Below are 25,312 nucleotides of genomic sequence, written 5' to 3' on the forward strand. Positions count from 1 at the left end.
CCCCGCCCCGCCGCCGCGCTGCCGCCGATCGGCGGCAGCGGGCGGTTGGTCAGGTGCGCGGTGAACACCACCTTGTCGTGCGCGGTGGCGGCGCTGAGCAGGGTCGGCGCGGTGCCGTCCAGGCCCAGGCGCAGCCGCGACAGCACCCGGGTGCCGTCGTGGAACAGGCCATCGGCCACGTCGCCGCCGTGGATGTCGCCCAGCGCGTCGCTGACCAGGAAGCTGTCGCCGTCCTTGAGCGAATAACTCACCTGGCGGCTGGCCGGGAGGGTGCGCGCCATGCGCATGGCTCAGGCCCTGCGCACGAACGCGTCGCCGTCGCCGGCCACGGCGTCGTTGGCCGCCTCGGTGGCGCGGGTGGCCAGGCGCCGGTACAGGTCCAGGTAGCCGCGCGCCATCACCGTGGACGAGAAGCGGCGCTCGAACACCCGGCGGATCGCGGCGCGGTCCAGCTCGGGCAGGCGCTCCACCGCGGCCACCGCTTCCTCCATCGAGGCGACGATGAAGCCGGTGACGCCGTGCTCCACCACCTCGCGCACCGAGCCGTGGTCCCAGGCGATCACCGGGGTGCCGCAGGCCATGGCCTCGATCATCACCAGGCCGAACGGCTCGGGCCAGTCGATCGGGAACAGCAGCGCGGCGGCGTGGCCGAGGAAGCCGGACTTGTGGGCGTCGTCGATCTCGCCGATGAACTCCACGCCCTCGGCCTCCAGCATCGGCTCGATGCAGTCATGGAAGTAGACCGCGTCGGCCGCGTCGACCTTGGCCGCCATGCGCAGCGGCATGCCGGCGCGGGCGGCGATGTCGATCGCGCGGTCCGGGCGCTTCTCCGGCGAGATCCGGCCCAGGAACGCCAGGTAGTCGCCGCGCGGCGACTCCGGCGGTTGCAGCAGGTCCTCCGGCAGGCCGTGGTGCACCGTGCCCAGCCAGCTGGCGAAGCGCAGCGGCTGGCGTTGCTGGTCGGAGATGGACACCAGCGGGTAGCGCGGCCACAGCCGGTAGGCCTGGGCCAGGCCGGCCAGGTCCAGCCGCCCGTGCAGGGTGGTCACGGTGCGCCCGGCCAGGTCCTCGAACATCGGGAAGTGCAACAGGTCGACGTGGAAGTGCAGCACGTCGAATTCGTCGGCGCGGCGGCGCACCTCGTGCAGCATGGCCAGGTGCGCGGCGACGTCGGACTTCAGCGGCTCCGGATCCAGGCGCAGGGCCTGGTCGCGGCAGGCCACCAGGCGCGCGCGGGTGCGGCTGTCGCCGCTGGCGAACACGGTCACCTCGTGGCCGAGCTGCACCTGGGCGTCGGCCAGGTAGGCGACGATGCGCTCGGTGCCGCCGTACAGGCGCGGCGGGACGGCTTCGTACAGGGGTGCGATATGGGCGATGCGCATGCCGGGCCCTCCTCAGCGGCGGCCCGGGCCGCCGGCTGACGGCCTGCGCGCGTGGCGGTACAGGATCAACGCGTCTACGTTCATCGTGCTCCTCCTCGTTGCGGTCGCCGGCGGCAAGCCACGGGCCACGCCCGCGGCCGGGCGGCCACGGGCAACGCAAGGGGACGCACGGCCAGCACCGTCGGTCGGCCCGGAAGACACACGGGGGACGGTGGAAGCGGTGTTTCCGCGGCCGGCCGTGGGCGCCGCCGCGGCCGGGAATCTGGGGACGGCGGCGGCGCTTTCAAGCCCCGCCGCCCGGGCCCGGCCGCGCCGGGCGGGGGCCGGCCTCAGCCGGTGTTCTGCACGCCCTGGGATACGCCGTTGACGCTGGCCACCAGCGCCCGCAGCAGGGCATCGTCCTCGCGCCCGCTGGTGCGCCAGCGCCGCAGCAGGTCGGCCTGGAGCACGCTGATCGGGTCCACGTACGGGTTGCGCAGGCGGATCGACAGGGCCAGGCGCTGGTCATGCTGGAGCAGGAACTCGTGCCCGTTCAGGCGGAGCACCCAGTCGCGGGTGCGCGCGTGCTCGTCGCGGATGCGCGGGAAGAACTGCGCGTGCAGCTCATCCCCGGCCAGGCGCGAGAACATCTCGGCGATGCCCATGTCGCCCTTGGCCAGGACCATGGAGATGTCGTCCAGGAAGGTGCGGAAGAACGGCCAGTCGGCGGCCATTTCGCGCAGCACCTCCTCGCCGTGCCGCTCCACCGCCGCCTGCAGGCCGCTGCCCACGCCGAACCAGCCGGGGATCACCGCGCGCGCCTGGCTCCAGGCGAACACCCACGGGATCGCGCGCAGGTTGGACAGGGCCGCGTCCTCGCCCAGCCGGCGCGAGGGCCGCGAGCCGAGGGTCATGCGCTCGATCACGTCGATCGGGGTGGCACTGCGGAAGTAGTCCATGAACCGCGGCGCCCCGACCAGGGCGCGGTAGGCCACGCTGCTGGCCTCGGCCACGGTATCCATCACCTCGCGCCAGCGCGCCTCGCGCGGCTCCGGCGGGCGCGGGCGGATGCTGGAGACCAGCACCGCGCCGGTGGTCTGCTCCAGCGAGCGCAGGGCCAGGGCGCGGATGCCGAACTTGCGGTGGATGGCCTCGCCCTGCTCGGTCACGCGCAGGCGGCCGTCGACGCTGCCGCGCGGCGAGGCGTCAACCGCGCGGGTGGTCTTGCTGCCGCCGCGGCTGAGCGAGCCGCCGCGGCCGTGGAAGAAGGTCAGGCGGATGCCATGCTCCTCGGCCACCTGCAGCAGCTCCACCTGGGCGCGCTGCAGGCTCCAGCGCGAGGCGGCGATGCCGCCGTCCTTGCCGCTGTCCGAGTAGCCCAGCATCACCATCTGCACGTTGCCGCGCGCCTGCAGGTGTTCGCGGTACACCGGGTCGGCCAGCAGGTCGCGCAGGGTGGCCGGGCCGTGGCGCAGGTCGTCCACGGTCTCGAACAGCGGGGCGATGTCCAGCGGCACCCGGCCGGCCTCGTCCACCAGGCCGCCGCGGCGGGCCAGGGCCAGCACCGCCAGCACGTCGGCGCGGCTGCGCGCCATGCTGATGATGTAGGCGCCCAGCGCGTCGGGCCCGTGGCGGCGGCGGGCGTCGACCAGGGCGCCGAACACCGCGTCCAGGCGCCGGTTGCCCTCGTCGCCGGCCTGCGGCAGCGGCTGGCCGGCGCCGGCATGCCCAGCCAGGATCCGCGCCTGCTCGACCGGGTCGCGGCTCTCCCATTGTTCGTCGCCGAGCGCGGCGGCGATGGCGCGCGCGTGCACGGTCGATTCCTGGCGCACGTCCAGGCGTGCCAGGTGGAAGCCGAAGGTACGCAGGCGCCACACCAGGCGCCGCACCGAGAACCAGCCGGCGTGCACGCCGCGGTTGTGCTCCAGGCTCTTGCGGACCAGGTCCAGGTCGGCGGCGAACTCCTCCGGCGAACCGTAGCCGCTGGCCTGGTCCTCCAGCGTGGCCAGCAGGCGCGCGCGCATCAGCTCCAGCAGCAGGCGGTAGGGCATGTCGGCGTGGCGCGGGCGGCTGGCGGCGGCCGCCTGCGGCAGCAGCGCGCGGTACTGCTCCAGCCGCTCCAGCACCGCCGCGTCCACCCCGACCACGCCCGTGCTCTGGGTCAGCACGCTGGCCAGCTGCTGCAGCTCGGCCGCGTACTTGCCCAGGATCGCGCGGCGCTGGGCGTCGAGGGTGTTGCGGATGGTGTTGGCGTCGACGTTCGGGTTGCCGTCCATGTCGCCGCCGACCCAGGTACCGAAGCGCAGCAGGCGCGGCAGCTCGGTGGCGATGCCGAAGGTATCGCCCAGCGCGTGCTCCAGGGTCTCGTAGAACACCGGCATGATCCGGTACAGCACCTCGGTCAGGTAGAAGCCGACGTGCTCGCGCTCGTCGTCCACGGTCGGGCGCACCGGCGAGGAATCGGCGGTCTGCCAGGTCGAGGTCAGGGCCATGCGGAAGCGCGCCAGGTCGGCGGCGCGCTCGCCCGGGGTGCGGTTGCCGTCGAGGTCGTCGATCAGCGCCGCCACCATGATCTGTTCCTTCTCCAGCAGCGCGCGCCGCACCGCCTCGGTCGGATGCGCGGTGAACACCGGCTCGATGTCGATCCGCTCCAGCCATTCCAGCAGCTCGGTCGGTTCCACCCCGGCCGCGCGCAGGCGGCGCAGGGCATCGAGCAGGCTGTCCGGCTGCGCCTTGTCGCCGCCGGCGCGCTGGTAGTCGCGGCGGCGGCGGATGCGGTGCACGCGCTCGGCGATGTTCACCACCTGGAAGTAGGTGCTGAAGGCGCGCACCAGGGCTTGGGCATGGGCCGGCTCCAGGCCGTCCAGCAGCGCCGACAGCGAGGCCATGCCGCCGCCGTTCTGGCGGCGGGCGATGGCCGTGGTGCGCACCCGCTCCACTTCCTCCAGGAACGCCGGCGACTCCTGTTCGGCGAGCATCTCGCCGACCAGCGCGCCGAGGCGGCGCACGTCGTCGCGCAGGGGAAGATCCGGTGGAGCAAACTCGAGGTTGCGGGGAGCGTTCATCGGCACGCGCACGGCTCTGCTTTGACCAGCGATCTGGCAGCTTAGCCGGGGGTTGTGCGGCGCCGCAAAAGTTTCAGGCGTATCGGAAACCGTCGCCGTGCCGCGCATCGGGGCCGGCCCGGTCGCAGGCCACGCGGGGCGGCTCCCCGCGCCGGAGCGCGACCCGGCTGGCCGAAGCCCGGATGCGGCCCCCTGCCGCGCCGGGTTCATCCCCCGATCCGGATGCGCCGATATAATGCGCCGGCGCCGTCGAGGGGCGCTGCGACCAAGGATCGCGCGGGTTTCCCGCCACCGCCCGCCAGCCGGGCCGGACTTGGCCAGGCTCGACGCGCATCTTCCGCGACAACGGCGCCCGGACCACTGGGGACTCCCCCTTTCCTCCGGAGCATGCAATGAACGCCGTAGCACAGACCTCCCCCGCCACCGCCCCGTACCGCGTCGCCGACATCTCGCTGGCCGACTGGGGCCGCAAGGAGATCGACATCGCCGAGCACGAGATGCCGGGCCTGATGTCGATCCGCCGCAAGTACGCCGCCGCGCAGCCGCTGAAGGGCGTGCGCGTGACCGGCTCGCTGCACATGACCATCCAGACCGCGGTGCTGATCGAGACCCTGAAGGACGTCGGCGCCGACGTGCGCTGGGCCTCGTGCAACATCTTCTCCACCCAGGACCACGCCGCGGCGGCGATCGCCGCCACCGGCACCCCGGTGTTCGCCTGGAAGGGCGAGACCCTGGAGGAATACTGGGACTGCACCCTGGACGCACTGACCTTCACCCTGCCCGACGGCACCCTCGCCGGCCCGCAGCTGGTGGTGGACGACGGCGGCGACGTCACCCTGCTGATCCACAAGGGCTACGAGCTGGAGCAGGGCGACGACAGCTGGGTCAACTCGCCCTCCTCCTCGCACGAGGAGCAGGTGATCAAGGACCTGCTCAAGCGCGTCGCGCAGGAGCGCCCGGGCTACTGGACCCGCGTGGTCGCCGACTGGAAGGGCGTGTCCGAGGAGACCACTACCGGCGTGCACCGCCTCTACCAGCTGGCCGAGGCCGGCAAGCTGCTGGTGCCGGCGATCAACGTCAACGACTCGGTCACCAAGAGCAAGTTCGACAACCTCTACGGCTGCCGCGAATCGCTGGCCGACGGCCTCAAGCGCGCGATGGACGTGATGCTGGCCGGCAAGGTCGCCGTGGTCTGCGGCTACGGCGACGTCGGCAAGGGCTCGGCGCATTCGCTGCGCGCCTACGGCGCGCGCGTGATCGTCACCGAGATCGACCCGATCTGCGCGCTGCAGGCGGCGATGGAGGGCTTCGAGGTCGCCACCGTCGAGGACACCCTGGGCAAGGCCGACATCTACGTCACCACCACCGGCAACCGCGACATCATCACCCTCGAGCACATGCAGGCGATGAAGGACCAGGCCATCGTCTGCAACATCGGCCACTTCGACAACGAGATCCAGGTCGACCGCCTGAACAACTCCGGCGCCGTGCGCCTGAACATCAAGCCGCAGGTGGACAAGTACACCTTCCCCTCGGGCAACAGCATCTTCCTGCTGGCCGAAGGCCGCCTGGTGAACCTGGGCTGCGCCACCGGCCACCCGAGCTTCGTGATGTCCAACAGCTTCTCCAACCAGACCCTGGCGCAGATCGACCTGTGGCAGAACAAGGACAAGTACGAGAAGGTGGTCTACCGCCTGCCGAAGAAGCTGGACGAGGAAGTGGCGCGCCTGCACCTGGAGAAGATCGGGGTCAGGCTGACGAAGCTGACCCAGGCCCAGGCCGACTACCTGGGCGTGCCGGTCGACGGCCCGTTCAAGCCGGAGCACTACCGCTACTGACCTGTCCCCCGGGACGGAACACGGAACGGGCGCCGCGAGGCGCCCGTTTCCGTTTGCGCGCGGCTCAGACCATGCGCTGGGCGGCGGCGATCTCCTCCGGCGTGGCCGTCGTCTTCATCACGATCGAGCGGATCGCCTCGGAAACGCCGGTCAGCGGCACCCGGTCGGACAGGCGGCGGAAGGTGTCGCGGCTGTCGTAGCCGGAGCTGTCGGTGAGGTAGGTGTCGTACATCTGCAGCAGCTCCTGGCAGGCGGCCGACAGCGAGCGCTGGCTGCCGGCGGCCAGGGCCTTGCCGACCCGGTCGAAGGTGTGCAGGCAGTCGGACAGCCACAGCAGGTCGTAGCGCGCCTTGCTGTGCTCCGGCCCGTAGTGGCCGCGGGTGTAGGCGCTGTAGTCGCGGATCGCGGTCGCGACCCGGGCCACGTGCTCGAACAGGGTGCCGATCTCGCCGGAGATGTCCAGGCAGTCGATCATCACCGTCGGCACCGGCCGTTCCTCCGGCTCGGCCTCGCTTTCCTCCAGCTCGCGGCGCAGGGCCGCGTGCTCGCGCTGGAGGGCCTCCAGCTGCAGCGCCAGCGACTGCGCCTTCTCCTCGGTCCGGCGCAGCGCGGCGCGGTAGCGGGCGATGCGGTCCTGGGCCTGGCCGTGCGCGCTGCGCTCGCGCCGCAGCCGGCGCGCGCCGATGACCGCCAGCGCCGTGGCGCAGGCGGCCCAGATGGCCAGGACGGTCATCATGACGATCGGGAAGATGCTCATGCGCTCGGATCGGCAGTGGCAGGTTCGCGCCGGCAGCGGGCGCGCCGGACCATCCCCCGCGCGGGGCTGGCACCTCTAGATCGGCCGCGACCGCCCGGTCCTGAAGCCCGGCCGGGCCACGGACCGCGGCGGCGGCGGTTCAGGGCCGCCAGTTGGCGTTGTTTTCCCAGAACTCCACGCTGCGGCGGTAGGCCTCGCGGTCCAGCGGCACGCCCGAGCCGCCCTCCTCCACGCCCAGCGCGTTGCGCATCATGGTGATGGGCGCCATCGGGATTTCCTCCGGCTCCATGGTGTACAGGCAGCCGACGATGCCCCAGTCGCCGTCGATCGGGCTGCCTTCCTTCGCCAGTTGCTCGGCGCTGTACAGGATCGGGATCAGGTAGTTGGCCACCGGCGGCTCCCCCCCCTCGAACCACCGCACCAGCACCGGCAGCTCCTCGCGGGTGCGCGCCTCGTAGGCCGAGCGCAGCAGGTGCCGGTTGGCATCGGTGATCGGCACCGTCAGGCAGCGGGTGCTGGTCCAGTTGCGGTGCACGTGCAGCTTGCAGAACGGCGCGTAGCCGTCGAGCACCTTCAGCGGCGGATGCTCGTTGAGGTAGCGCTCGAACTCCTCGGCGCTGCAGTCGCGGATGGTGTTGCCCCGCGGCTGGCGCGGGAACAGGCGGGGGCGGGCGAAGGGGGTCATTACGATGCGCATGGCCCATTTTGGGCCGTGATTCGTGATTCGTCATTCGTCATTCGAAAAAGCAAGGCATCCCCCTGCGCCCCAACCCCGGGGTCCCGGCCCTCCAATCACGAATCACCAATCACGAATCACCAATCACCAATCACCAATCACGGCTTCTACCCATCCATCGCGATAAAGAGATATGATTGCGGCGCCCCTCGGGAAATGCCGCGATGACGCCGATCAGCTTCGAGTTCTATCCGCCCAAGACCGACGAGCAGCGCGCGCAGCTGGACCGCGCCGCCAGCCGCCTGGCGGCCTGGGGCCCCGAATACGTCTCCTGCACCTTCGGCGCCGGTGGCTCCACCCTCAGCTACACCGCCGACACCGTGCGCCACCTCAACCAGCACCATGGGTTCGAGGCTGCGCCGCACCTGTCCTGCGTGGGCGGCAGCCGCGAGGAGATCCGCGAACTGCTGCGGCGCTACCGCGAGCTCGGCTGCCGCCGCATCGTCGCCCTGCGCGGCGACCTGCCATCGGGCATGGGCCATCCCGGCGACCTGCGTTACGCCGCCGAGCTGGTGCAGCTGATCCGCGCCGAGCACGGCGACCACTTCCGCATCGAGGTGGCGGCCTACCCGGAAACCCATCCCCAGGCCGAGGACGCGCTGGCCGACCTGCGCCACTTCAAGGCCAAGGTCGAGGCCGGCGCCGACGCCGCGATCACCCAGTACTTCTACAACGCCGACGCCTACTTCCGCTTCGTCGACGACGCGCGCCGGCTGGGCGTGGAGGTGCCGATCGTGCCCGGGATCATGCCGATCTCGAACTTCACCCAGCTCAAGCGCTTCTCCGAGGCCTGCGGCGCGGAGATCCCGCGCTGGATCGCCCGGCGCATGCAGGCCTATGGCGACGACCTGGCGGCGGTGCGCGAGTTCGGGGCCGACGTGGTCGCCGACCTGTGCCGGCGGCTGGTCGCGGGCGGCGCTCCGGCCCTGCACTTCTACACCCTCAACCTGGCCCGGCCGACCGAAACCGTGCTGCAGCGGCTGGCCTGACCCGGCGTTCGCCTCCCGTGCACGGGGGGCGTCGCTAGGCTCGGGCGCATGTCCTGCCGGCTGCCGCCCCTGCCCCGCCTTGCCCTTGCCGCGCTGGCCGCCGCGGCGGCACCCGCACTCGCGCAGGACAGCATCAAGCGCTGCGTCGACCCGGCCGGACGCAGCGTGTTCACCGACCGCCGCTGCAGCGAGCTGGGTGCGGTGCCGATCGCGCCGGAAGAATTCCTGGCGCCGGCCCCGTCCACGCCGGATGCGCCGGCCGGCGGCCCCGCCAGCGGCGCGGGGCAGACTCCGCCCCCCGGCGGCTGCCCGCGCACCCCGTCGCAGCTGGCCGGGCGGCTCAACCGCGCCCTCGCCACCCGCGACGGCAACCGTCTCTCGAGCCTGTACGACTGGGTCGGCGTCTCCGGGCGCGCGGCCGCACGGGTGCTGGACCGGCTGGAACGGATCGCGGCGCGGCCGGTGCTCGGCATCGTCCCGGTGCTGTCCGCGGCGCCGGCCAGCGAGCCGCCGCCGGCGGTGGCGGAACCGGAACGGGAGCCGGTGCCGGAGCTTGCGGGCATGCCCGGATCGGCGCCGCCGGAAGCCGCACGCTGGCTGCCGGACTGGATGCGCATGGACGGCGGTGGCACGGGCAGCGCGCGCGGCAGTGCGGATGAAGCATTGGCGCAGGCAGCGGCAGAGCCGGTACTGCTGGCCTCCACCGCCGCGCCGCCACCGGCGCCGCCCCCGCCGCGCACGGTGGGCCTGCGCGTGGAGCAGGCCTTGCCGGGCACGGCGACGCCGGCGCGGACCGTGTTCGGCCTGCAGCGCCGCTTCGGCTGCCTGTGGCTGAAGCTCTAGCCGGCGCGCACCGCGGCCGCCCCGCGGCCGCCGAAGGCCAGGGTCGCGACCACGCCGTGCTGGCCGTCCTCGCGCGGCCTGACGCTGACCTCCCAGCCGTACAGCTCGCACAGCCGGCTGACGATCGACAGGCCGATGCCCGCGCCCTGCGAATGCCCGGCGTGGGTGCCGCGGTAGCCGCGGCGGAACAGGCCGGCCGCATCCTCGCTGCTGAGCCCGGGCCCGGTGTCGACCACCTGCACCGCGCCCGGCAGCAGCCGCACCCGCACCTCGCCGGAAGGCGTGTACTTGACCGCGTTGCCGATCAGGTTGCCCAGCGCCACCGACAGCGCCGCCTCCGGCGCCTCCACCACCAGCTCGCCCTCACGCCCTTCCAGGCGCAGCTCCAGCGACTTGCCGCCCAGCTGCGCGCGGTGCGATTCCAGCAGCTGCTCGGCGACCACGGCCACGTCGCTGCGGCCCTGGCCACGCTCGTTGCGCGACAGCAGCAGCAGCGAGCCGATCAGGTCGCTGCACTGCTGCTCGGCGCGCTGGATGCGCAGCAGCCGGGCGCGGGTGCGCTCGTCCAGGTCCGGGCGCGACAGCAGCAGTTCCACCGCACCCTTGATCACCGCCAGCGGGGTGCGCAGCTCGTGGCTGACGTCGGCGTTGAACTCGCGGTCGCGCTGCACCACCTCGGTCAGCCGGATGGCGTAGTCGTCCAGCGCCTCGGCCAGCTGGCCGACCTCGTCCTCGGGGAAGTGCGGCGCCAGCTTCTTCGGCTGGCTGCTGCCGCGGTAGGCGCGCAGGCGCGCGGCCAGCTCGGTCCCCGGGCGCATCCCCCGCGACGCCGACCACCAGCCGATCAGCCACGACAGCGCGCTGAACAGCACCAGCGAGGCGAACAGCGCGCGCTTGAGCTGGGCCTCGCCGCGCAGCGCCTGGGTCATGTCGTAGGCCAGGAAGAACCACTCGTCAGGGGTCTTGCGCACCGCCAGCTTGTACGCGAACGGCTCGCCGTCCTCGTCGCGGCCGACGATGTTGTGGATCCCGTCCGGCAGCTCGTACCAGTCCGGCTCGTCGCGGCGCAGCTGCTCGAAGTCCGGGCGCCGCACCACCCGCCCGTACATCTGCTGAACCGGCAGGTCCGGGTTGCGGGTCGGGTCGATGTAGAACCGGCGCGCGTACTCGTTGATGTTGCGGTTCATCACGTCCTCGACCAGCTGGTTCTCCACGCGCTGGCGCGCGTAGTCGGTGAGGAACGCGAACAGTGCCGTCAGGCCGGTGCCCAGCAGCAGGAACGAGAGGATGATGCGGGTGCGCAGCCGCCTGCGGAAGCGGCGCGGCCGGCGGCGGCCGGGCGGCCGTTCCGCCGGCGCCTGCTCAGTTGCCACCTTCGGGGGCTGCGATGCGGTAACCGATGCCATGGCGGGTCTGGATGTAGGGGGTGGCGAAGGGCTTGTCCACCACCGCCCTCAACCCGTGGATGTGGACCCGCAGGGAATCGGAATCGGGCAGTTCCTCGCCCCAGACGCGCGTTTCCAGCTCCTGGCGCGTGACCACCGCCGGCGAGGCCTCCATCAGCGCCTGCAGGATCTTCAGCGCGGTGGGGTTGAGCTGCAGCAGCCGGCCCTCGCGCCGCACCTCCAGGGTGTCCAGGTTGTACTCCAGGTCGCCGACGTTGAGGATCCGGGTCTGCACGCCCTTGCCGCGCCGGGCCAGGGCGTTGAGCCGCACCTCCACCTCCTGCAGCGCGAACGGCTTGATCAGGTAGTCGTCCGCTCCGGAATCGAACCCGGCGAGCTTGTTCTCCAGGCTGTCGCGGGCGGTCAGCATCAGCACCGGGGTCTGCTTGCGCGCCTCGTTGCGCAGCTTGCGGCAGACCTCGATGCCGTCCATGCCCGGCAGGTTCAGGTCGAGCACGATGGCGTCGAAGTCGTGGACCACGGCCAGGTGCAGGCCGGTCACGCCGTCGGCGGCGAAATCCACGGTGTGGCCGCGGTCCTCGAGGTAGTCGCCGAGGTTGGCGGCGATGTCGCTGTTGTCTTCGATGACGAGTATGCGCACTTAGGATCCTGTCGTTGGCTGGGCGGCTCGCGCCATGGTCGGGCGGGAGCGCATCGGGTTCTGCGCGCGCGGCCGCGCGGCCGCGGCCACGCGGTTGGCGGCGCGCCAGCGGCCGGCCGGGAGGCGGCGGCACGCCAGGCGACCATCCTCGCGTTTGCGGGTGAGCATGGCGTTTACGCGGGCCGGGGCGGAACGCGCCGTCCAGGCCGCCGGCCCGGCGGCGGGCCCCATGGCGGTCGGTGGAAGCGGCAGCGGCTTGCGCATCAGGGGGCTCCGGTCGGGGAGGTCCGCTTGCGCGGTGGGCAGGCGGGGTTCCGCGCCGTCCGATTCTGCCCCTGCGCCGAGTGGGGCGGCAATCCGGGCCCCGGACCTACAAAAAGGCCCAGGCCTGACCGCCTGGGCCGAAGTAGTGCCCCGATTACCGTAGTCCCTGGACACCGGCGGGCGGCAACCCGCCCGGGACGATGGAGCCTGCGGTCCGGGCGAGACTACGGACGGGGCGATTAAAGGGGTGTTAAAGCCCCCTGGCCGCCGCCCGGGTCTTGCATAAGTTATTGATCCAAAAGACTCACGCGTTGGGCGACGTGGTCGATGATGGCCCCGGCCACGTCCACCCCGCAGGCGCTCTCGATGCCCTCCAGGCCCGGGGTCGAATTGACCTCCAGCACCAGCGGGCCGCGGCTGGAAGCGACCAGGTCCACCCCCGCCACCTCCAGGCCCAGGGCCCGGGCCGAGCGCACCGCCACCTCCTGCTCGCGGGCGCTGGCCTCGGCCGGGCTGGCCTGGCCGCCGCGGTGCAGGTTGGAGCGGAACTCGCCCTCGGCCGCCTGGCGGCGCATCGCCGCCACCACGCGGTCGCCGACCACGAAGCAGCGCAGGTCGGCGCCCGCGGCCTCGGCCACGAACTCCTGCACCAGGAAGTTGGCGTACAGCCCGCGCAGGGCCTCGACCGTGGCGCGCGAGGCCGAGGCCTTCTCGGTCAGCACCACCCCCGCGCCCTGGGCGCCCTCGTTGAGCTTGACCACGTGCGGCGGCGGGCCCAGCAGCGAGAGCAGGTCGTCGGTGTCGTCGGGGTTGTCGCCGAACACCGTGGTCGGCAGGCCGATGCCCTGCGCGGCCAGCAACTGGTGCGCGCGCAGCTTGTCGCGCGCGCGCAGGATCGCGTCGGAGGGATTGGGGGTCCAGCTGCCCATCAGCTCGAACTGGCGCAGCACCGCGGTGGCGTAGCGGGTGACCGAAGTGCCGATGCGCGGGATCACCGCATCGTAGCCGGACACCGGCTTGCCCTTGTAGCGCATGGCGAAGTCGCCCGGGGCGATGCGCATGTAGCAGCGCAGCGGGTCCAGCACGCGCACGCTGTGGCCGCGGCCGCGCGCGGCCTCGACCAGGCGCCGGGTCGAGTACAGCGAGCCGTTGCGGGAAAGGATCGCCAGCTTCATCTCGATCTCGCGCGGTCCGCGTGCATGGCCCGGAAACGCAAGACGCCGCGGCTCGCGCGGCGTCTTGCGGGATATGGAGCGGGAGACGGGAATCGAACCCGCGTTAGCAGCTTGGGAAGCTGCAGTTCTACCATTGAACTACTCCCGCACGGCCGGAAGTCTATGCGGCCGCGGGGCACGGGCGCAACGCCCGTGCCCACCACGGCGCCGGCTCAGAAGCCGCCGGCCAGGCCCAGGAACAGGCCGGCGTCGGTGCCGCCGGCGCGGTCCAGGGTGCCGCGCGCGCCGAGGTCGGCCTTCAGCCCGAACAGGTTGAAGCGCGCGCCCAGCACCACCGTGCCGTAGCTGTCGTCGATGTCCAGGCCCGGCACTGCGAACTCCACGCCCGGCATGGTCTGCAGCCGCGCGGTGGCCCGCGCCGGCGCGTCCTCGAACTCGCGATCCCAGGTCGCGCGCAGGTACGGGGTGAAGTCGCCGGTGTCGTAGCTCAGCTGCCAGCCCAGGCTGCCGACCAGCGAGTCGCGCGACTGGTCCGGCAGGACCAGGGCGCTGGAGGAGGTGTTGCCCTCGGTCCAGCCGTCCAGGTCGATCTTCTGCCACAGCAGCGAGGCCACCGGGCCGTGGCGCAGCGCGCCCTCGCCGAACTGGAAGCCGCCGGACACGCCCACGGCACTGGCATGGCCCTCGGTCGAGCCGGAGTGGCGGCGCAGCGCCGGGCCGATGCGCACGTCGCGGTCCACGTCCAGGTCCAGGTAGGTGTAGCTGGCCTGCGCGTTCACCCAGGCGCGCTGGCCGTACCAGCCGACGAAGCCGCCGAGGGTGGTCTCGTCCTGGGTGAAACCGCCGCGGTTGCGGCCGAAGTCGGCGTCCATGCGCCCGTAGCCGGCGAAGCCGCCGGCGACCAGGCCGTTGCCGTTGGACCAGTCCACCCCGAACAGCGCCGCCGGGGCCATGCCGTCGTACAGCTTGCCGTGGTCGTAGCGCTGGTGGTCGGCGCGCAGGCCGCCCCACCAGCGCACCCCGGCCGCGGCCGGGCGGCCGTCCACGTGCAGGGCCACCTGGTCGGCGCGGCTGCGCCCGGTCACCGTCGCCGCGTGCGGCAGGATCGCCGCCAGGCGCGGGCCTTCCAGCACCGAGACGGCGTAGTCGGCCAGCATCGCGTGGGCCGCGCCGGTGGGATGCACGCCGTCGGCGAACAGGTAGGTGGTGCCGGCGTCCGGGCTGGCGTAGCTGGTCGGGTTGCAGGCCAGCGAGCTGCTGCCCGGCGGCAGGCAGGCCACGCCGGTGACGTTCGCCAGCCCGTAGGTCGCGGGGCTGGCGGCGATCTCCCGCAGCAGGTTGAAGGTATCCAGCGGGATCACCTTGTAGCCGGCCTGGCCCAGGGCGCCGTACAGCGCCTCGTTGTAGCCGGCCGACAGCGCGGTGAGCGTGGCCTGGGCCACGGGGCCGGCGGCGATGGCGCTGGGGGTGATGCCGATGTCGGGCAGGTTCGGGACCAGAATGTAGCGGGCACCGGCCGCGTCCAGCGCGCCCACCGCCTGCACGGTGCCGCCCACCGCGGCGGCGATGGTGGCATCGACCGGGGCGCCGTCGCTGATGGCGAAGATGTCGTTGGCGCCGGTCCACACCGTGTACAGCGCCGAGCCGTCGGCGCGGCCGCCATTGGCGCCCAGGTAGGCCTGGACCTGGCTGAGGGTGCTGTCGGCCGGGGCGTTGGGAACAGCGGCCCGCGAGCCACCCTGGGCGTAGTTGTCGCCGCCGTCCACCGCCGGGCTGGCGTTGGTGCCGTAGTGCTGGGCCAGCTGCTCGGACCAGACCAGGGCCGGGTTGGTGGTGAACTTGCCGGCGAACGCCCGCGCCTCCGGCGGGACCAGGCCGCGGAAGTGGCCGGAGTCGGTCAGGCTGTCGCCGAAGAACACGGTGCGGCTGTATTCCCCGGCCATCGCCGGGGCGGCCGCCAGGGCCAGGGCCAGCGGCAGCAGCTTGCGCAGGGGACGGAACTGGGACATGCGGAACTCCTGTGGTGCCGGGCATCAGCGGGCCGGCGATGGTTGGTTGGAACCGAAACGGTTGCCGCAATGATCGGCGATGCGCGCGCCGGCTCCACGCTGCGCTGCGGCAGGCGCCGCGGGATGCGACAATCGCGGCCATGGACATCGTGCTGAACGGAGAGCCGCGCAGCCTCGCGGCCGCAACCACCATCGCATCGCTGCTGGAAGCCGAGGGCCTGGCCGGGCGCCGGGTCGCGGTCGAGGTCAACGGGGAAATCGTGCCGCGCGGCAGCCATGCCACCCACGTGCTGGCCGAGGGCGACCGGGTCGAAGTGGTCCATGCCCTGGGCGGCGGCTGAGCAGGAAGCGCCGCGCCGGTTCCGCCTGCACGCGCCGCGGGCCATAATCGGCCGATGAACAACGTTCCCGCTTCCGATCCGCTGGTCATCGCCGGCCGGACCTTCCATTCGCGCCTGCTGACCGGCACCGGCAAGTTCAAGGACCTGGACGAGACCCGCCGCGCCACCGAGGCCGCCGGCGCGCAGATCGTCACCGTCGCCATCCGCCGCACCAACATCGGCCAGAACCCGGGCGAGCCCAACCTGCTCGACGTGCTGCCGCCGGAGAAGTACACGATCCTGCCCAACACCGCCGGCTGCTACACCGCCGAGGACGCGGTGCGCACCTGCCGGCTGGCGCGCGAGCTGCTGGATGGCCACAACCTGGTCAAGCTCGAGGTGCTGGGCGACCAGAAGACCCTATACCCGGACGTGGTGCAGACCCTCAAGGCGGCCGAGCTGCTGGTGGCCGACGGCTTCGACGTGATGGTCTACACCTCCGACGACCCGATCCTGGCCCGCCAGCTGGAGCAGATCGGCTGCGTGGCGGTGATGCCGCTGGCCGCGCCGATCGGCTCGGGCCTGGGCATACAGAACCGCTACACCCTGCTGGAGATCATCGAGAACGCCAAGGTGCCGGTGCTGGTCGACGCCGGCGTGGGCACCGCCTCGGACGCGGCCATCGCCATGGAGCTGGGCTGCGACGGCGTGCTGATGAACACCGCCATCGCCGGGGCCAAGGACCCGGTGCTGATGGCCAGCGCCATGCGCAAGGCGGTGCAGGCCGGGCGCGAGGCCTTCCTGGCCGGGCGCATCCCGCGCAAGCGCTACGCCAGCGCTTCCTCCCCCGTGGACGGACTGATCGGCTGACGATGACCGACCCGTTCACCAGCGAGGGCGCCAAGGCCCCGCCCAAGCCCTACACCGCCAGCGAGGGCCGGCGCGAGATCCGCAGCTTCGTCCTGCGCCAGGGCCGGTTCACGCCGGCGCAGCAACGCGCGTTCGACGAGGCCTGGCCGCGCTTCGGCATCGACTACACCGGCCAGGTGCGCGACTACGACGCCCTGTTCGGCCGCGCCGCGCCGAAGGTGATGGAGATCGGCTTCGGCAACGGCGAGGCGCTGCGCTTCGCCGCGCAGCAGGACCCTTCGCGCGACTACATCGGCCTGGAGGTGCACGCCCCCGGCGTGGGCCGCCTGCTCAACGCCCTGGCCGCCGACGGCAGCGACCACGTCAAGGTCTACCACCACGACGCGGTGGAGGTGCTGCGCAACGAGGTCGCCGACGGCGCCCTGGACGAGATCCGGATCTACTTCCCCGATCCGTGGCACAAGAAGCGGCACAACAAGCGCCGCCTGGTGCAGCCGGAGTTCGCCGCGCTGCTGGTGCGCAAGCTGCGCATCGGCGGCCGCCTGCACCTGGCCACCGACTGGGAGCCTTACGCCGAGCACATGTGGGACGTGCTCGAGGCGACCCCCGGGCTGGCCAACCGCGCCGGCCCGCGCGGCCACGTGCCGCGCCCGGAATGGCGGCCGCAGACCCACTTCGAGCGCCGCGGCCTGAAGCTGGGCCACGGCGTGTGGGACCTGCTGTACGACCGCACCGACGCCCCCTCGCCGGAGCCCGTCGCAGGATGAGGCACCTGGCCGTGGCCGCCGTCGTGCACCTGGCATGCGGCCACGGCCGCCGTCCCGCCACGGGCCGGCGCTGAGCACGGGGACGCCATGGAATCCGGCCTGACCCTGACCAACGACATGCGCCTGGTGCTGGGCCTGGTGGCCTTCACCATGGCGATGTTCGTGTTCGACCGGATCCGCGCCGACCTGGTCGCGCTGGTGGTGCTGGTGGTGCTGGGCGTGACCGGCCTGGTGGCGCCGGAGGAGATCTTCAGCGGCTTCTCCGGCAACGCGGTGATCAGCATCATGGCCACGATGGTGCTGGGCGCGGGCCTGGACCGCACCGGCGCGCTCAACCGCCTGGCCGGCTGGCTGCTGCGGCGCGGCCACGGCATCGAGCAGCGGCTGATGCTGATGACCACCGCCATCGCCGGCCTCAATTCCTCGTTCATGCAGAACCCGTCGGTGATGGCGCTGTACCTGCCCGTGGCCTCGCGCCTGTCCACCCGCACCGGGATGGCGCTGTCGCGGCTGCTGCTGCCGCTCGCCGCGGCGATCGTGATGGGCGCGGCGCTGACCATGGTCGGCAACTCGCCGCTGATCCTGCTCAACGACCTGCTGGTCTCGGCCAACAACAACCTGCCCTCGGGCATGGCCACGCTGGAACCGCTGTCGATGTTCGCCCCGGCGCCGGTGGGCCTGGCCCTGCTGGTGGGCTCGCTGCTGTACTTCCGCTTCTACGGCAACCGCAAGCTGGCCGAGGAGGAAACCGGCGGCGAGAACGCCACGCCCTCCAGCACCGAGGGCTACTTCGCCCGCACCTACGGCCTGGACGGCGACGTCTACGAACTGGCGGTGACCGCCGACAGCCCGCTGGTGGGCATGACCCTGGGCGAGGCCGAGAACCTGCACGACGCGCCGGTGCTGCTGGCGCTGAAGACCGGCAACGACACCCGCCTGGCGCCGCCGGCGGACATGCGCATCTGGGTCGGCAGCGTGCTGGGGGTGATGGGCCGCCGCCAGCAGGTGGCCGACTTCGCCCAGAACCATTTCCTGCGCATGTCCTCGCGCCTGCGCAACCTCGGCGACCTGTTCAACCCGGCGCGCGCCGGCATCTCCGAGGCGGTGGTGCCGCCGACCTCGACCTTCATCGGCAAGACCGCGCGGGAGATGCGCCTGCGCCAGCGCCTGGGCATCAGCCTGCTGGCGATCAACCGCGACAAGCAGGTGATCCGCGAAGACGTGCGCTCGGTGCCGCTGCGCGCCGGCGACATGCTGGTGTTCCACAGCTTCTGGCAGGACCTGGCCCAGGCGGCGCGCAGCCGCGACTTCGCCGTGGTCACCGACTACCCCAAGGGCGAGCAGCGCCCGCACAAGTTCAAGATCGCCATGGCGATCTTCGCCTTCACCATCCTGGTGGCGCTGTTCGCGCGCCTGCCGGTGTCGCTGATCCTGATGACCGGCGTGGCCGGCATGCTGCTGGCCGGCGTGCTGAAGATGGACGAGGCCTACGCCGCCATCAACTGGAAGACCGTGTTCCTCACCGCCTGCCTGATCCCGCTGGGCTGGGCCATGGACAGCAGCGGCGCGGCGGCGTGGGTGGCGGGCAACACCCTGGACCGGCTGCCGGAGGGCACCCCGCCCTGGGTGCTGCAGATCGCGGTGGCGCTGCTGACCACCGGCTTCTCGCTGGTGATCAGCCACGTCGGCGCGACCATCGTGATGGTGCCGATCGCGATCAACCTGGCGCTGGCGGTGGGCGGCGACCCGACCGCGTTCGCCCTGGTCACCGCGCTGTCGGCCTCCAACAACTTCATGACCGCCTCCAACCCGGTGATCTCGATGATCACCGGCCCGGCCGGCTACACCTCGCGCCAGCTGTGGCGCGTGGGCGGACCGTTGTCGCTGCTGTACTCGGCGATCGCGGTGACCGTGGTCAACCTGATGTTCTGGGGCCGCTGAGCCGGTTCAGGCCAGCCACACCTGGCCGTCGCGCACTTCCACCGCCACCGGCCGCAGGCGGTCGCCGCGGCACGGCCCGGCCACGCAGCCACCCCGCTCCAGCTCGAACGCGGCGCCATGCGCGGCGCACACCAGCTGGCCCTCGCGGCTCTTCAGGAACTGTCCGGGGGCCCAGTCCAGGCGCCGGCCGGCATGCGGGCAGACGTTGAGCCAGGCGCGCACGGCCTCGCCGCTGCGGTACACCACCAGCGACTCGGACTCGCCGTCGATCACGGCCTGGGCCTCGGCCAGGGCGCCGTCGGGCAGGGCGTCCAGGCTGAGCAGGGGTTCCTGGTTTAACGGATTCATCACACCTCGCGTGGGCATCGCGCCGATACTGCCGGCCACCGCCATTCTGGCACGGCACCGAAATGCACCAACGCTCCTTCCGCTTCGACAGTGCGCGCCTGCGCGACCTGTTCCAGCCCCGCAAGCCGCGGCACCCGCTGCTGCGCGTGGCCCTGGGCGTGGTCGGCGTGGCCCTGCTGGCGCTGCTGGTGTTCTTCAGCGTGTTCGTGGGTGCGGCCATGCTGGCCGCCGGCCTGGCCTGGAAGCTGCTGCGCGGGCGCGGCAGCGCGCGCCCGGGCGCACGCCCGGTGATGGACGGCGAGTACCGCGTGCTGCGCCGCCAGGCCCTGCCCCGCTGACCCGGGCCTGCCGCCCCGGCTAGACTGTGCGGCCCTCCAGCCAGCGGGCCGCCCATGAGCGCCGATAACCAAGACGTCATCCCCGCGCCCCCCGTGCCGCGCCTGGCCGTGCGCGGTGGCGGCCGCTTCCCGGTACGCCGGATCTATTGCGTGGGCCGCAACTTCGCCGACCACGCCCGCGAGATGGGCGCCGCGGTGCCGGCCAGCAAGGCCGAGCGCGGCACCCCGGTGTTCTTCATGAAGCCGGCCGATGCGGTGGACACCGACGGCGTGGTGCCCTACCCGCCGGCCACCGCCGACCTGCACCACGAGGTCGAGCTGGTGGTGGCGATCGGCCGCGACGCCCCGGCCGGGGTGCTGCCGGTGGAACAGGCGCAGGCGCTGGTGTTCGGTTACACCGTCGGCCTGGACCTGACCCGCCGCGACCTGCAGGCCGCGGCCAAGGCCAAGGGCCTGCCCTGGGACACCGCCAAGGGCTTCGACCATTCCGCGCCGGTGGGCGAACTGCTGCCGGCGGCCGAAGCCGGAACCCTGGACGGGCGCGTGCTGGAGCTGCAGGTCAATGGCCAGGTGCGCCAGCGCGCGCCGCTGTCGGACCTGATCTGGGACGTGCCGGAGATCCTGCACGAGCTGTCGAAGCTGTATGCCTTGCGCGCCGGCGACCTGGTGTTCATGGGCACCCCGGCCGGAGTGGCCGCGCTGCAGCCCGGTGACGCCTTCGCCGCCAGCCTGGACGGCATCGCCACCCTGCACGGCCGCGTCGCCGCCTGATCGCCGCCCGCGCCCGGCGCGGGTTACGCTTCGCGCCCGTGCCGCGGGCACCCGTAGACAGAGAAGGAGAACGAGATGGGCATGATCAGCGAGTTCAAGGAATTCGCCATGCGCGGCAACGTCATCGACCTCGCCGTGGGCGTGGTGATCGGCGGCGCCTTCGGCAAGATCGTCACCGCGCTGGTGGACAAGGTCATCATGCCGCCGCTGGGCTGGCTGATCGGCAACGTCGACTTCTCCGACCTGGCCTGGACCCTCGCGCCGGCGCGCGTGGCCGCCGACGGCAGCGAGATCCCGGCGGTGGTGATCGGCTATGGCGAGTTCCTCAACACCGTCATCCAGTTCCTGATCGTGACCTTCGCCATCTTCATGCTGGTCAAGGGCGTCAACCGCCTGGCCCGTCGCCGCAAGCAGGAAGAGGAAGCCCCGGCCGCGCCGCCGGAGCCGAGCGAGGAAGTGCTGCTGCTGCGCCAGATCCGCGATTCGCTGCAACAGCGCTGAGCGGACCCGCCGCTCCCGTGACCAAGCGCACGGGAGCGGCCCGGCGGGGCTTGCTAGGCTCGGCTTTTCCCAACGCCGGAGCCTCGCCGCAATGCGCCTTGCCCTGCTTGCCGCCGCCCTGCTGGTCCCGCTGGCGGCGACCGCCGCCGAAACCCGCATCCCCGACCGGGCCCTCGAACAGGCCGCGAGCCTGCGCGAGCGGGCCCTGGCCGACGACACCGCCTGGAAGGTCACCGAGTCGCTGACCACCGAGATTGGCCCGCGCATCGCCGGCAGCGAGGCCGACGCCCGCGCCGTGGCCTGGGCGGTGGCCAAGTTCCGCGAGCTGGGCTTCGACAAGGTGTGGACCGAGCCGGTGACCTTCCCGAAGTGGGAGCGTCGCAGCGAAAGCGCCGCGGTGGTCGGCGCCAACGCGCAGCCGCTGGCGGTCACCGCCCTGGGCGGCAGCCCGGGCGGCACGGTCGAGGCCGAGATCGTGCGCTTCCCCGACCTGGCGGCGCTGGAAGCGGCGCCGGAGGGCTCGCTGGCCGGGCGCATCGCCTTCGTCGACTACCAGATGCCCGCCGCGCGCGACGGCAGCGGCTACGGCCCCGGCGGCGCGATCCGTTCGCGCGGCCCGTCGCTGGCGATCCGCAAGGGCGCGATCGGCTTCCTGATGCGCTCGGCCGGCACCGACAGCCACCGCGTGCCGCATACCGGCATCACCCACTTCGACGAGGGCCTTGCCCCGGTGCCCTCGGCCGCGCTGAGCATCCCCGACGCCGACCAGCTGGCGCGCCTGGCCGCGCGCGGTCCGGTCAAGGTGCGGCTGTCGCTGGATTGCGGCTGGGACGGCGAATACACCTCGCAGAACGTGATCGGCGAGATCACCGGCCGCAGCAAGCCCAGGGAAGTGGTGCTGCTGGGCGCGCACCTGGATTCCTGGGACCTGGGCACCGGCGCGGTGGACGATGCCGCCGGCATCGGCATCACCATGGCCGCCGCACGCCTGATCAAGCAGATGCCGCGGCGCCCGGCGCGCAGCATCCGCGTGGTCGCCTACGCCAACGAGGAACAAGGCCTGGTCGGCGGCAGGGCCTACGCGGACAGGCATGCCGGCGAGATCGCGGTGCACCAGCTGGCCGCCGAGAGCGACTTCGGCGCCGGCCGCATCTACGCCTTCAACACCGGCGCGCCGGAGCATGCGCAGGCCGCCACCCGCCAGATCGCGCAGGCGCTGGCGCCGCTGGGCATCGAGACGCGCCCGGCCAGGGCAGTCCCGGCCCGGACATCATCCCGCTGTCGGCCAAGGGCGTGACCTGGGCCTGGCTGGCCCAGGACGGCAGCGACTACTTCCACCTGCATCACACCGCCGACGACACCCTCGACAAGATCGACCCGGAGGCGCTGAAGCAGAACGTCGCCGCCTGGGCGGTATTCGCCTGGCTGGCGGCCGAGGCCGAAGGCGACTTCGGCAGCAAGCCGGGCGCCACCCCGCGGCCGGCGAACTGATCGCGCAAGGCCTCCGCGGCGCACCGCCGCGGAGGCAGTCCGCCCCGGCGGGCCATGCCTGCGCGCCGGGTGCGCAGGTGTTCCGGATCCTCACCGGTCCATGCCGGACGCCAGCCGCGGCAGCGGGTACGCTCCCCTGCACCAGGAAGGGAGCCGCCGAATGCCAGCCATGCTGCGAACCGTACTCGTCCTCCTGCTGGGCCTGCCTGCGGCCCACGCCCAGGCATCCGCGCCGCTGCAGCTGCAGTCGCCCGACGGCCGCAACAGCGTCACTTTCGAGCTGGATGCCGACGGCGCCCCGCTATGGTCGGTGGCGCGCGACGGCCAGGCGGTGATCGCGCCCTCGCCGCTGGGCGTGCGCCTGGGCGGCGGCGAACCCATCGCCCAGGGCCTGCGCCTGGCCGGCAGCCGCGCCAGCGAGGCCGACGAGCCCTACGAACTGGTGGCGGGCAAGTCGCGCGAAGGACGCGACCATTACCGCCAGCTGGAAGTCGAACTGGCCACCACGGACGGTCACATCCTGGGCCTGGTGCTGCGCGCCTATGACGACGGCGTCGCCCTGCGCTACCGCCTGCCGCGCCCGGCGCGCGGCGACCTGGTGGTGGACGGGGAACTGACCGGCTTCCTGTTCCCGCGCGACTTCGCCTGCCACGCGCTCAACCTCGGCCGCTTCGGCACCAGCCACGAAGGCGAGTTCGACCCGGTCGCCGCCTCGCGCATCCGCCCCCACCACCTGCTTGGCCTGCCGCTGGTGTGCGCCACCGGCGAGGGCAGCACCACCTTCGCCATCGCCGAGGCCGACCTGGACCGCTATGCCGGCCTGTCCTGGCCGGCCGCGGCGATGGCCGCCCGGGCGTGGAGGCCAGGCTGTCGCCGCGCCTGGACGAACCCGGCGTGGCCGTGCGGCTGCCGCGCGGCGAGGTGGACGCCGGCGGCCATCCCACGCCCTGGCGGGTGCTGATGCTGGGCGACAGCCCCGGCGCACTGGTGGAGTCGGACCTGGTGGCCCGGCTCAATCCGCCCACGCCGATCGCCGACACCTCGTGGATCCGCCCAGGCAAGTCGGCCTGGGACTGGTGGTCCGGCGGCCTGGCCCCGGACGTGCCGGAGCCGGGCATGAACACGGCCACCATCCGCCGCTACATCGACCACGCCGCGGCGCTGGGCCTGGAATACATGCTGATCGACGATGGCTGGTACGTCGGCAGCAGCGGCGACGGCCGGTACAACCCCAGGGCCGACATCACCCGGCCGGTGCCCGGCCTGGACCTGGAGGGACTGATCGGCTACGCCCGCCAGCGCGGCGTCGGCATCTGGCTGTGGGCGCACTGGAAGTCGCTGCAGCCGCGCCTGGACCAGGTGTTCGCGCACTACGCCAGGCTCGGCGTCAAGGGCGTCAAGGTCGACTTCATGGAGCGCGACGACCAGCAGATGGTCGCCTTCTTCCACGAGATGATGCGCGCCTCGGCCCGGCACCGGCTGATGCTCAACCTGCACGGCGCCTACCACCCCACCGGCCTGCACCGCACCTGGCCGCAGTTCCTGACCCAGGAAGGCGTGCTCGGCGCCGAGTACAACAAGTGGAGCCGGCGCATCACCCCGGAGCACAACCTGACCCTGCCGTTCACCCGCATGCTGCTGGGGCCGATGGACTACACCCCGGGCGGGTTCCGCAACGCCACGCCGGAGCAGTTCCGGATCTCGTTCAAGGGGCCGCAGGTGATGGGCACGCGCGCGCACCAGCTGGCGATGTACGTGGTCTACGACAGCCCGCTGCAGATGGTCGCCGACAGCCCGGACGCGTACGTCGACGCCCCCGGCGCCGAATTCATCGCGCGCGTGCCGGCCAGCTGGGACGAAACCCGGGTGCTGGACGGGGCGATCGGCAGCCACATCGCGACCGCGCGCCGCGCGGGCCGCGACTGGTACATCGGCGCGATGGCCAACCAGGCACGCAGCATGGAGCTGGACCTGGGCTTCCTGCCGGCGGCGGACTACACCCTGACCCTGTGGCGCGACGGCGCCACGCCCACCGACGTGGTCCGCGAGCAACGGCGCATCGATGCCGACCACCGTCGCATCCGCCTGGAACTGGCGGCCGGCGGCGGCGCGGTGCTGCACCTGCAGGCGGTGCCGCTGCGGATCGCCGCGTCCGACTGAAGCGCGGCGATCCCGGGCGCGCTCAGCACCGGGTCGCGGCCCAGTGCGCGAGGAACACCGCGGTGGCCGCGGCGACGTTGAGGCTTTCCACCGCACCGGTGCCGGGAATCGACACGCGGTGCATGCAGGCACCGACCAGGCCCGGGTCCATGCCCTCGCCCTCGGCGCCCATCACGTAGACCAGGCGCGCCGGCGGCTGCAGCGCGAACAGGTCCTCGCCGTCGCGCACCACGGTGGCGGCCGAAGCGAAGCCGGCCGCATGCAGGCGCGCCAACGCCGCATCGTTGTCCGGCAGGCGCACCAGGGGCACCGCCTCGGCACCGCCCTCGGCCACCCGCGCGGCGGCGCCGGACAGGGCCAGGGTCGAACGCTCCGGCAGCAGCACCGCCGCGCCGAAGTGCGCGGCCGAGCGCAGGATCGCGCCGAAGTTGTGCGGATTGCCCACCCCGTCCAGCCACAGCGCCAGCGCCGGGGCGCCGGGCGCCAGGGCGGCGAGCCAGTCATCCAGCGCCAGCGGCGCGGTGCGCAGCACGTCGGCGACCACGCCTTCGTGGTGGGAGCTGGCGGCCAGCCGGTCCAGGTCCTCCGCCTCGACCACGCGGTAACCGACGCGGTTCTGCACGCACCAGGCCAGCAGCGGGCGCAGCGCGTGCACCCGCGACTGCAGCAGGTACAGCTTGCGGATTGCCTGCGGCCGGCGTTCGAACACCGCCTGCACCGCG

The 25,312-nt window shown here is 72.6% G+C and carries 21 protein-coding genes, 1 tRNA gene, 2 pseudogenes and 1 riboswitch; of the genes and pseudogenes, 12 read left to right on the plus strand and 12 right to left on the minus strand.

Features of this window, described 5'->3' with window-relative positions:
- From B351_RS16460 to ppc, 3 genes are all read right to left on the minus strand, one after another.
- A partial coding sequence (locus B351_RS16460) for a glycogen debranching N-terminal domain-containing protein (RefSeq protein WP_304412115.1) occupies nucleotides 1-281 on the minus strand: 281 nt, incomplete at its 3' end.
- Between the two features lie 9 nt (nucleotides 282-290).
- Nucleotides 291-1,382, minus strand: a complete 1,092-nt coding sequence (locus tag B351_RS0107910) for a glycosyltransferase family 4 protein (protein WP_019398505.1) — start codon at nucleotides 1,380-1,382, stop codon at nucleotides 291-293.
- A gap of 329 nt (nucleotides 1,383-1,711) precedes the next feature.
- Nucleotides 1,712-4,426, minus strand: a complete 2,715-nt coding sequence (ppc, locus tag B351_RS0107915; protein WP_026010501.1) for a phosphoenolpyruvate carboxylase — start codon at nucleotides 4,424-4,426, stop codon at nucleotides 1,712-1,714.
- A gap of 245 nt (nucleotides 4,427-4,671) precedes the next feature.
- Nucleotides 4,672-4,787: riboswitch (S-adenosyl-L-homocysteine riboswitch) on the plus strand.
- Nucleotides 4,788-4,818: 31 nt separating this feature from the next.
- On the opposite strand from ppc, the gene ahcY reads away from it, so the two are divergent.
- A complete protein-coding gene (gene ahcY, locus B351_RS0107920) occupies nucleotides 4,819-6,264 on the plus strand; it encodes an adenosylhomocysteinase (protein WP_019398507.1) in 1,446 nt (481 codons plus the stop codon).
- A gap of 64 nt (nucleotides 6,265-6,328) precedes the next feature.
- On the opposite strand, the gene B351_RS0107925 is transcribed toward ahcY, so the two are convergent.
- Nucleotides 6,329-7,021, minus strand: coding sequence for a hypothetical protein (locus B351_RS0107925; RefSeq protein WP_019398508.1), 693 nt, complete (start codon nucleotides 7,019-7,021; stop codon nucleotides 6,329-6,331).
- Nucleotides 7,022-7,160: 139 nt separating this feature from the next.
- Nucleotides 7,161-7,718, minus strand: a complete 558-nt coding sequence (locus B351_RS0107930) for a DUF3228 family protein (protein WP_026010502.1) — start codon at nucleotides 7,716-7,718, stop codon at nucleotides 7,161-7,163.
- Nucleotides 7,719-7,921: 203 nt separating this feature from the next.
- Here B351_RS0107930 and metF point away from each other — a divergent pair, with 203 nt between their 5' ends.
- Together metF and B351_RS17080 are read left to right on the plus strand one after the other, a co-directional pair.
- A complete protein-coding gene (metF, locus tag B351_RS0107935; RefSeq protein ID WP_019398510.1) occupies nucleotides 7,922-8,746 on the plus strand; it encodes a methylenetetrahydrofolate reductase [NAD(P)H] in 825 nt (274 codons plus the stop codon).
- A 48-nt stretch (nucleotides 8,747-8,794) separates the two neighbouring features.
- Nucleotides 8,795-9,589: a hypothetical protein gene (locus B351_RS17080; protein WP_019398511.1), complete on the plus strand. Its 795-nt coding sequence runs from the start codon at nucleotides 8,795-8,797 to the stop codon at nucleotides 9,587-9,589.
- Here B351_RS17080 and B351_RS0107945 read toward each other — a convergent pair.
- From B351_RS0107945 to B351_RS0107965, 5 genes are all read right to left on the minus strand, one after another.
- Nucleotides 9,586-10,995: a HAMP domain-containing sensor histidine kinase gene (locus B351_RS0107945; protein ID WP_050992159.1), complete on the minus strand. Its 1,410-nt coding sequence runs from the start codon at nucleotides 10,993-10,995 to the stop codon at nucleotides 9,586-9,588. The genes B351_RS17080 and B351_RS0107945 overlap by 4 nt on opposite strands.
- Nucleotides 10,952-11,635 (minus strand): response regulator transcription factor, encoded by a 684-nt coding sequence (locus tag B351_RS0107950; RefSeq protein ID WP_019398513.1) that lies wholly within the window; start codon nucleotides 11,633-11,635, stop codon nucleotides 10,952-10,954. The genes B351_RS0107945 and B351_RS0107950 overlap by 44 nt, the downstream gene beginning before the upstream one ends.
- Before the next feature lie 551 nt (nucleotides 11,636-12,186).
- Nucleotides 12,187-13,074 carry a 30S ribosomal protein S6--L-glutamate ligase gene (gene rimK / locus B351_RS0107955; protein ID WP_019398514.1) on the minus strand — a complete coding sequence of 296 codons (888 nt, stop codon included), beginning with the start codon at nucleotides 13,072-13,074 and terminating at the stop codon, nucleotides 12,187-12,189.
- Between the two features lie 74 nt (nucleotides 13,075-13,148).
- Nucleotides 13,149-13,222: transfer RNA gene (locus tag B351_RS0107960), tRNA-Gly, on the minus strand.
- Between the two features lie 64 nt (nucleotides 13,223-13,286).
- Nucleotides 13,287-15,083: an autotransporter domain-containing esterase gene (locus tag B351_RS0107965; protein ID WP_019398515.1), complete on the minus strand. Its 1,797-nt coding sequence runs from the start codon at nucleotides 15,081-15,083 to the stop codon at nucleotides 13,287-13,289.
- Between the two features lie 140 nt (nucleotides 15,084-15,223).
- On the opposite strand from B351_RS0107965, the gene thiS reads away from it, so the two are divergent.
- The 4 genes from thiS to B351_RS0107985 all read left to right on the plus strand — a co-directional run bounded on the left by thiS (nucleotide 15,224) and on the right by B351_RS0107985 (nucleotide 18,981).
- Nucleotides 15,224-15,424, plus strand: a complete 201-nt coding sequence (gene thiS / locus B351_RS0107970) for a sulfur carrier protein ThiS (protein WP_019398516.1) — start codon at nucleotides 15,224-15,226, stop codon at nucleotides 15,422-15,424.
- Between the two features lie 54 nt (nucleotides 15,425-15,478).
- Nucleotides 15,479-16,273 (plus strand): thiazole synthase, encoded by a 795-nt coding sequence (locus B351_RS0107975; RefSeq protein WP_019398517.1) that lies wholly within the window; start codon nucleotides 15,479-15,481, stop codon nucleotides 16,271-16,273.
- Nucleotides 16,274-16,275: 2 nt separating this feature from the next.
- Complete coding sequence (gene trmB, locus B351_RS0107980) at nucleotides 16,276-17,040, plus strand: tRNA (guanosine(46)-N7)-methyltransferase TrmB (RefSeq protein WP_019398518.1); 765 nt, start codon at nucleotides 16,276-16,278, stop codon at nucleotides 17,038-17,040.
- An 87-nt stretch (nucleotides 17,041-17,127) separates the two neighbouring features.
- Nucleotides 17,128-18,981 (plus strand): SLC13 family permease, encoded by a 1,854-nt coding sequence (locus B351_RS0107985; protein ID WP_019398519.1) that lies wholly within the window; start codon nucleotides 17,128-17,130, stop codon nucleotides 18,979-18,981.
- Between the two features lie 6 nt (nucleotides 18,982-18,987).
- On the opposite strand, the gene B351_RS0107990 is transcribed toward B351_RS0107985, so the two are convergent.
- A complete protein-coding gene (locus tag B351_RS0107990; protein WP_019398520.1) occupies nucleotides 18,988-19,329 on the minus strand; it encodes a Rieske (2Fe-2S) protein in 342 nt (113 codons plus the stop codon).
- 62 nt (nucleotides 19,330-19,391) lie between these two features.
- Between B351_RS0107990 and B351_RS0107995 the strand changes: the two genes are divergently transcribed.
- The 5 genes and pseudogenes from B351_RS0107995 (at nucleotide 19,392) to B351_RS16475 (ending at nucleotide 24,590) form a co-directional block, all read left to right on the plus strand.
- Nucleotides 19,392-19,667 carry a hypothetical protein gene (locus tag B351_RS0107995; RefSeq protein WP_019398521.1) on the plus strand — a complete coding sequence of 92 codons (276 nt, stop codon included), beginning with the start codon at nucleotides 19,392-19,394 and terminating at the stop codon, nucleotides 19,665-19,667.
- A 54-nt stretch (nucleotides 19,668-19,721) separates the two neighbouring features.
- Entirely contained in the window at nucleotides 19,722-20,438 is a 717-nt protein-coding gene (locus tag B351_RS0108000; protein WP_039731191.1) for a fumarylacetoacetate hydrolase family protein, read from the plus strand.
- Nucleotides 20,439-20,513: 75 nt separating this feature from the next.
- On the plus strand, nucleotides 20,514-20,939 hold the full coding sequence (mscL, locus tag B351_RS0108005; protein WP_019398523.1) for a large-conductance mechanosensitive channel protein MscL: 426 nt from the start codon (nucleotides 20,514-20,516) through the stop codon (nucleotides 20,937-20,939).
- 91 nt (nucleotides 20,940-21,030) lie between these two features.
- A pseudogene (locus tag B351_RS16470) lies at nucleotides 21,031-22,430 on the plus strand (M28 family peptidase).
- A 160-nt stretch (nucleotides 22,431-22,590) separates the two neighbouring features.
- A pseudogene (locus tag B351_RS16475) lies at nucleotides 22,591-24,590 on the plus strand (glycoside hydrolase family 97 protein).
- A 22-nt stretch (nucleotides 24,591-24,612) separates the two neighbouring features.
- Here the strand turns inward: B351_RS16475 and B351_RS0108020 are convergent.
- A partial coding sequence (locus B351_RS0108020; RefSeq protein ID WP_019398524.1) for an RNA methyltransferase occupies nucleotides 24,613-25,312 on the minus strand: 700 nt, incomplete at its 5' end.

Source organism: Pseudoxanthomonas sp. GW2, from assembly GCF_000283075.1.
Lineage (GTDB): Bacteria > Pseudomonadota > Gammaproteobacteria > Xanthomonadales > Xanthomonadaceae > Pseudoxanthomonas.

Coding starts and splice junctions, on each gene's coding strand:
- B351_RS0107910 (WP_019398505.1), bottom strand. CDS start 1,382: ATGCGCATCGCCCATATCGCACCCCTGTACGAAGCCGTCCCGCCGCGC.
- ppc (WP_026010501.1), bottom strand. CDS start 4,426: ATGAACGCTCCCCGCAACCTCGAGTTTGCTCCACCGGATCTTCCCCTG.
- ahcY (WP_019398507.1), top strand. CDS start 4,819: ATGAACGCCGTAGCACAGACCTCCCCCGCCACCGCCCCGTACCGCGTC.
- B351_RS0107925 (WP_019398508.1), bottom strand. CDS start 7,021: ATGAGCATCTTCCCGATCGTCATGATGACCGTCCTGGCCATCTGGGCC.
- B351_RS0107930 (WP_026010502.1), bottom strand. CDS start 7,718: ATGCGCATCGTAATGACCCCCTTCGCCCGCCCCCGCCTGTTCCCGCGC.
- metF (WP_019398510.1), top strand. CDS start 7,922: ATGACGCCGATCAGCTTCGAGTTCTATCCGCCCAAGACCGACGAGCAG.
- B351_RS17080 (WP_019398511.1), top strand. CDS start 8,795: ATGTCCTGCCGGCTGCCGCCCCTGCCCCGCCTTGCCCTTGCCGCGCTG.
- B351_RS0107945 (WP_050992159.1), bottom strand. CDS start 10,995: ATGGCATCGGTTACCGCATCGCAGCCCCCGAAGGTGGCAACTGAGCAG.
- rimK (WP_019398514.1), bottom strand. CDS start 13,074: ATGAAGCTGGCGATCCTTTCCCGCAACGGCTCGCTGTACTCGACCCGG.
- B351_RS0107965 (WP_019398515.1), bottom strand. CDS start 15,083: ATGTCCCAGTTCCGTCCCCTGCGCAAGCTGCTGCCGCTGGCCCTGGCC.
- thiS (WP_019398516.1), top strand. CDS start 15,224: ATGGACATCGTGCTGAACGGAGAGCCGCGCAGCCTCGCGGCCGCAACC.
- B351_RS0107975 (WP_019398517.1), top strand. CDS start 15,479: ATGAACAACGTTCCCGCTTCCGATCCGCTGGTCATCGCCGGCCGGACC.
- trmB (WP_019398518.1), top strand. CDS start 16,276: ATGACCGACCCGTTCACCAGCGAGGGCGCCAAGGCCCCGCCCAAGCCC.
- B351_RS0107985 (WP_019398519.1), top strand. CDS start 17,128: ATGGAATCCGGCCTGACCCTGACCAACGACATGCGCCTGGTGCTGGGC.
- B351_RS0107990 (WP_019398520.1), bottom strand. CDS start 19,329: ATGAATCCGTTAAACCAGGAACCCCTGCTCAGCCTGGACGCCCTGCCC.
- B351_RS0107995 (WP_019398521.1), top strand. CDS start 19,392: ATGCACCAACGCTCCTTCCGCTTCGACAGTGCGCGCCTGCGCGACCTG.
- B351_RS0108000 (WP_039731191.1), top strand. CDS start 19,722: ATGAGCGCCGATAACCAAGACGTCATCCCCGCGCCCCCCGTGCCGCGC.
- mscL (WP_019398523.1), top strand. CDS start 20,514: ATGGGCATGATCAGCGAGTTCAAGGAATTCGCCATGCGCGGCAACGTC.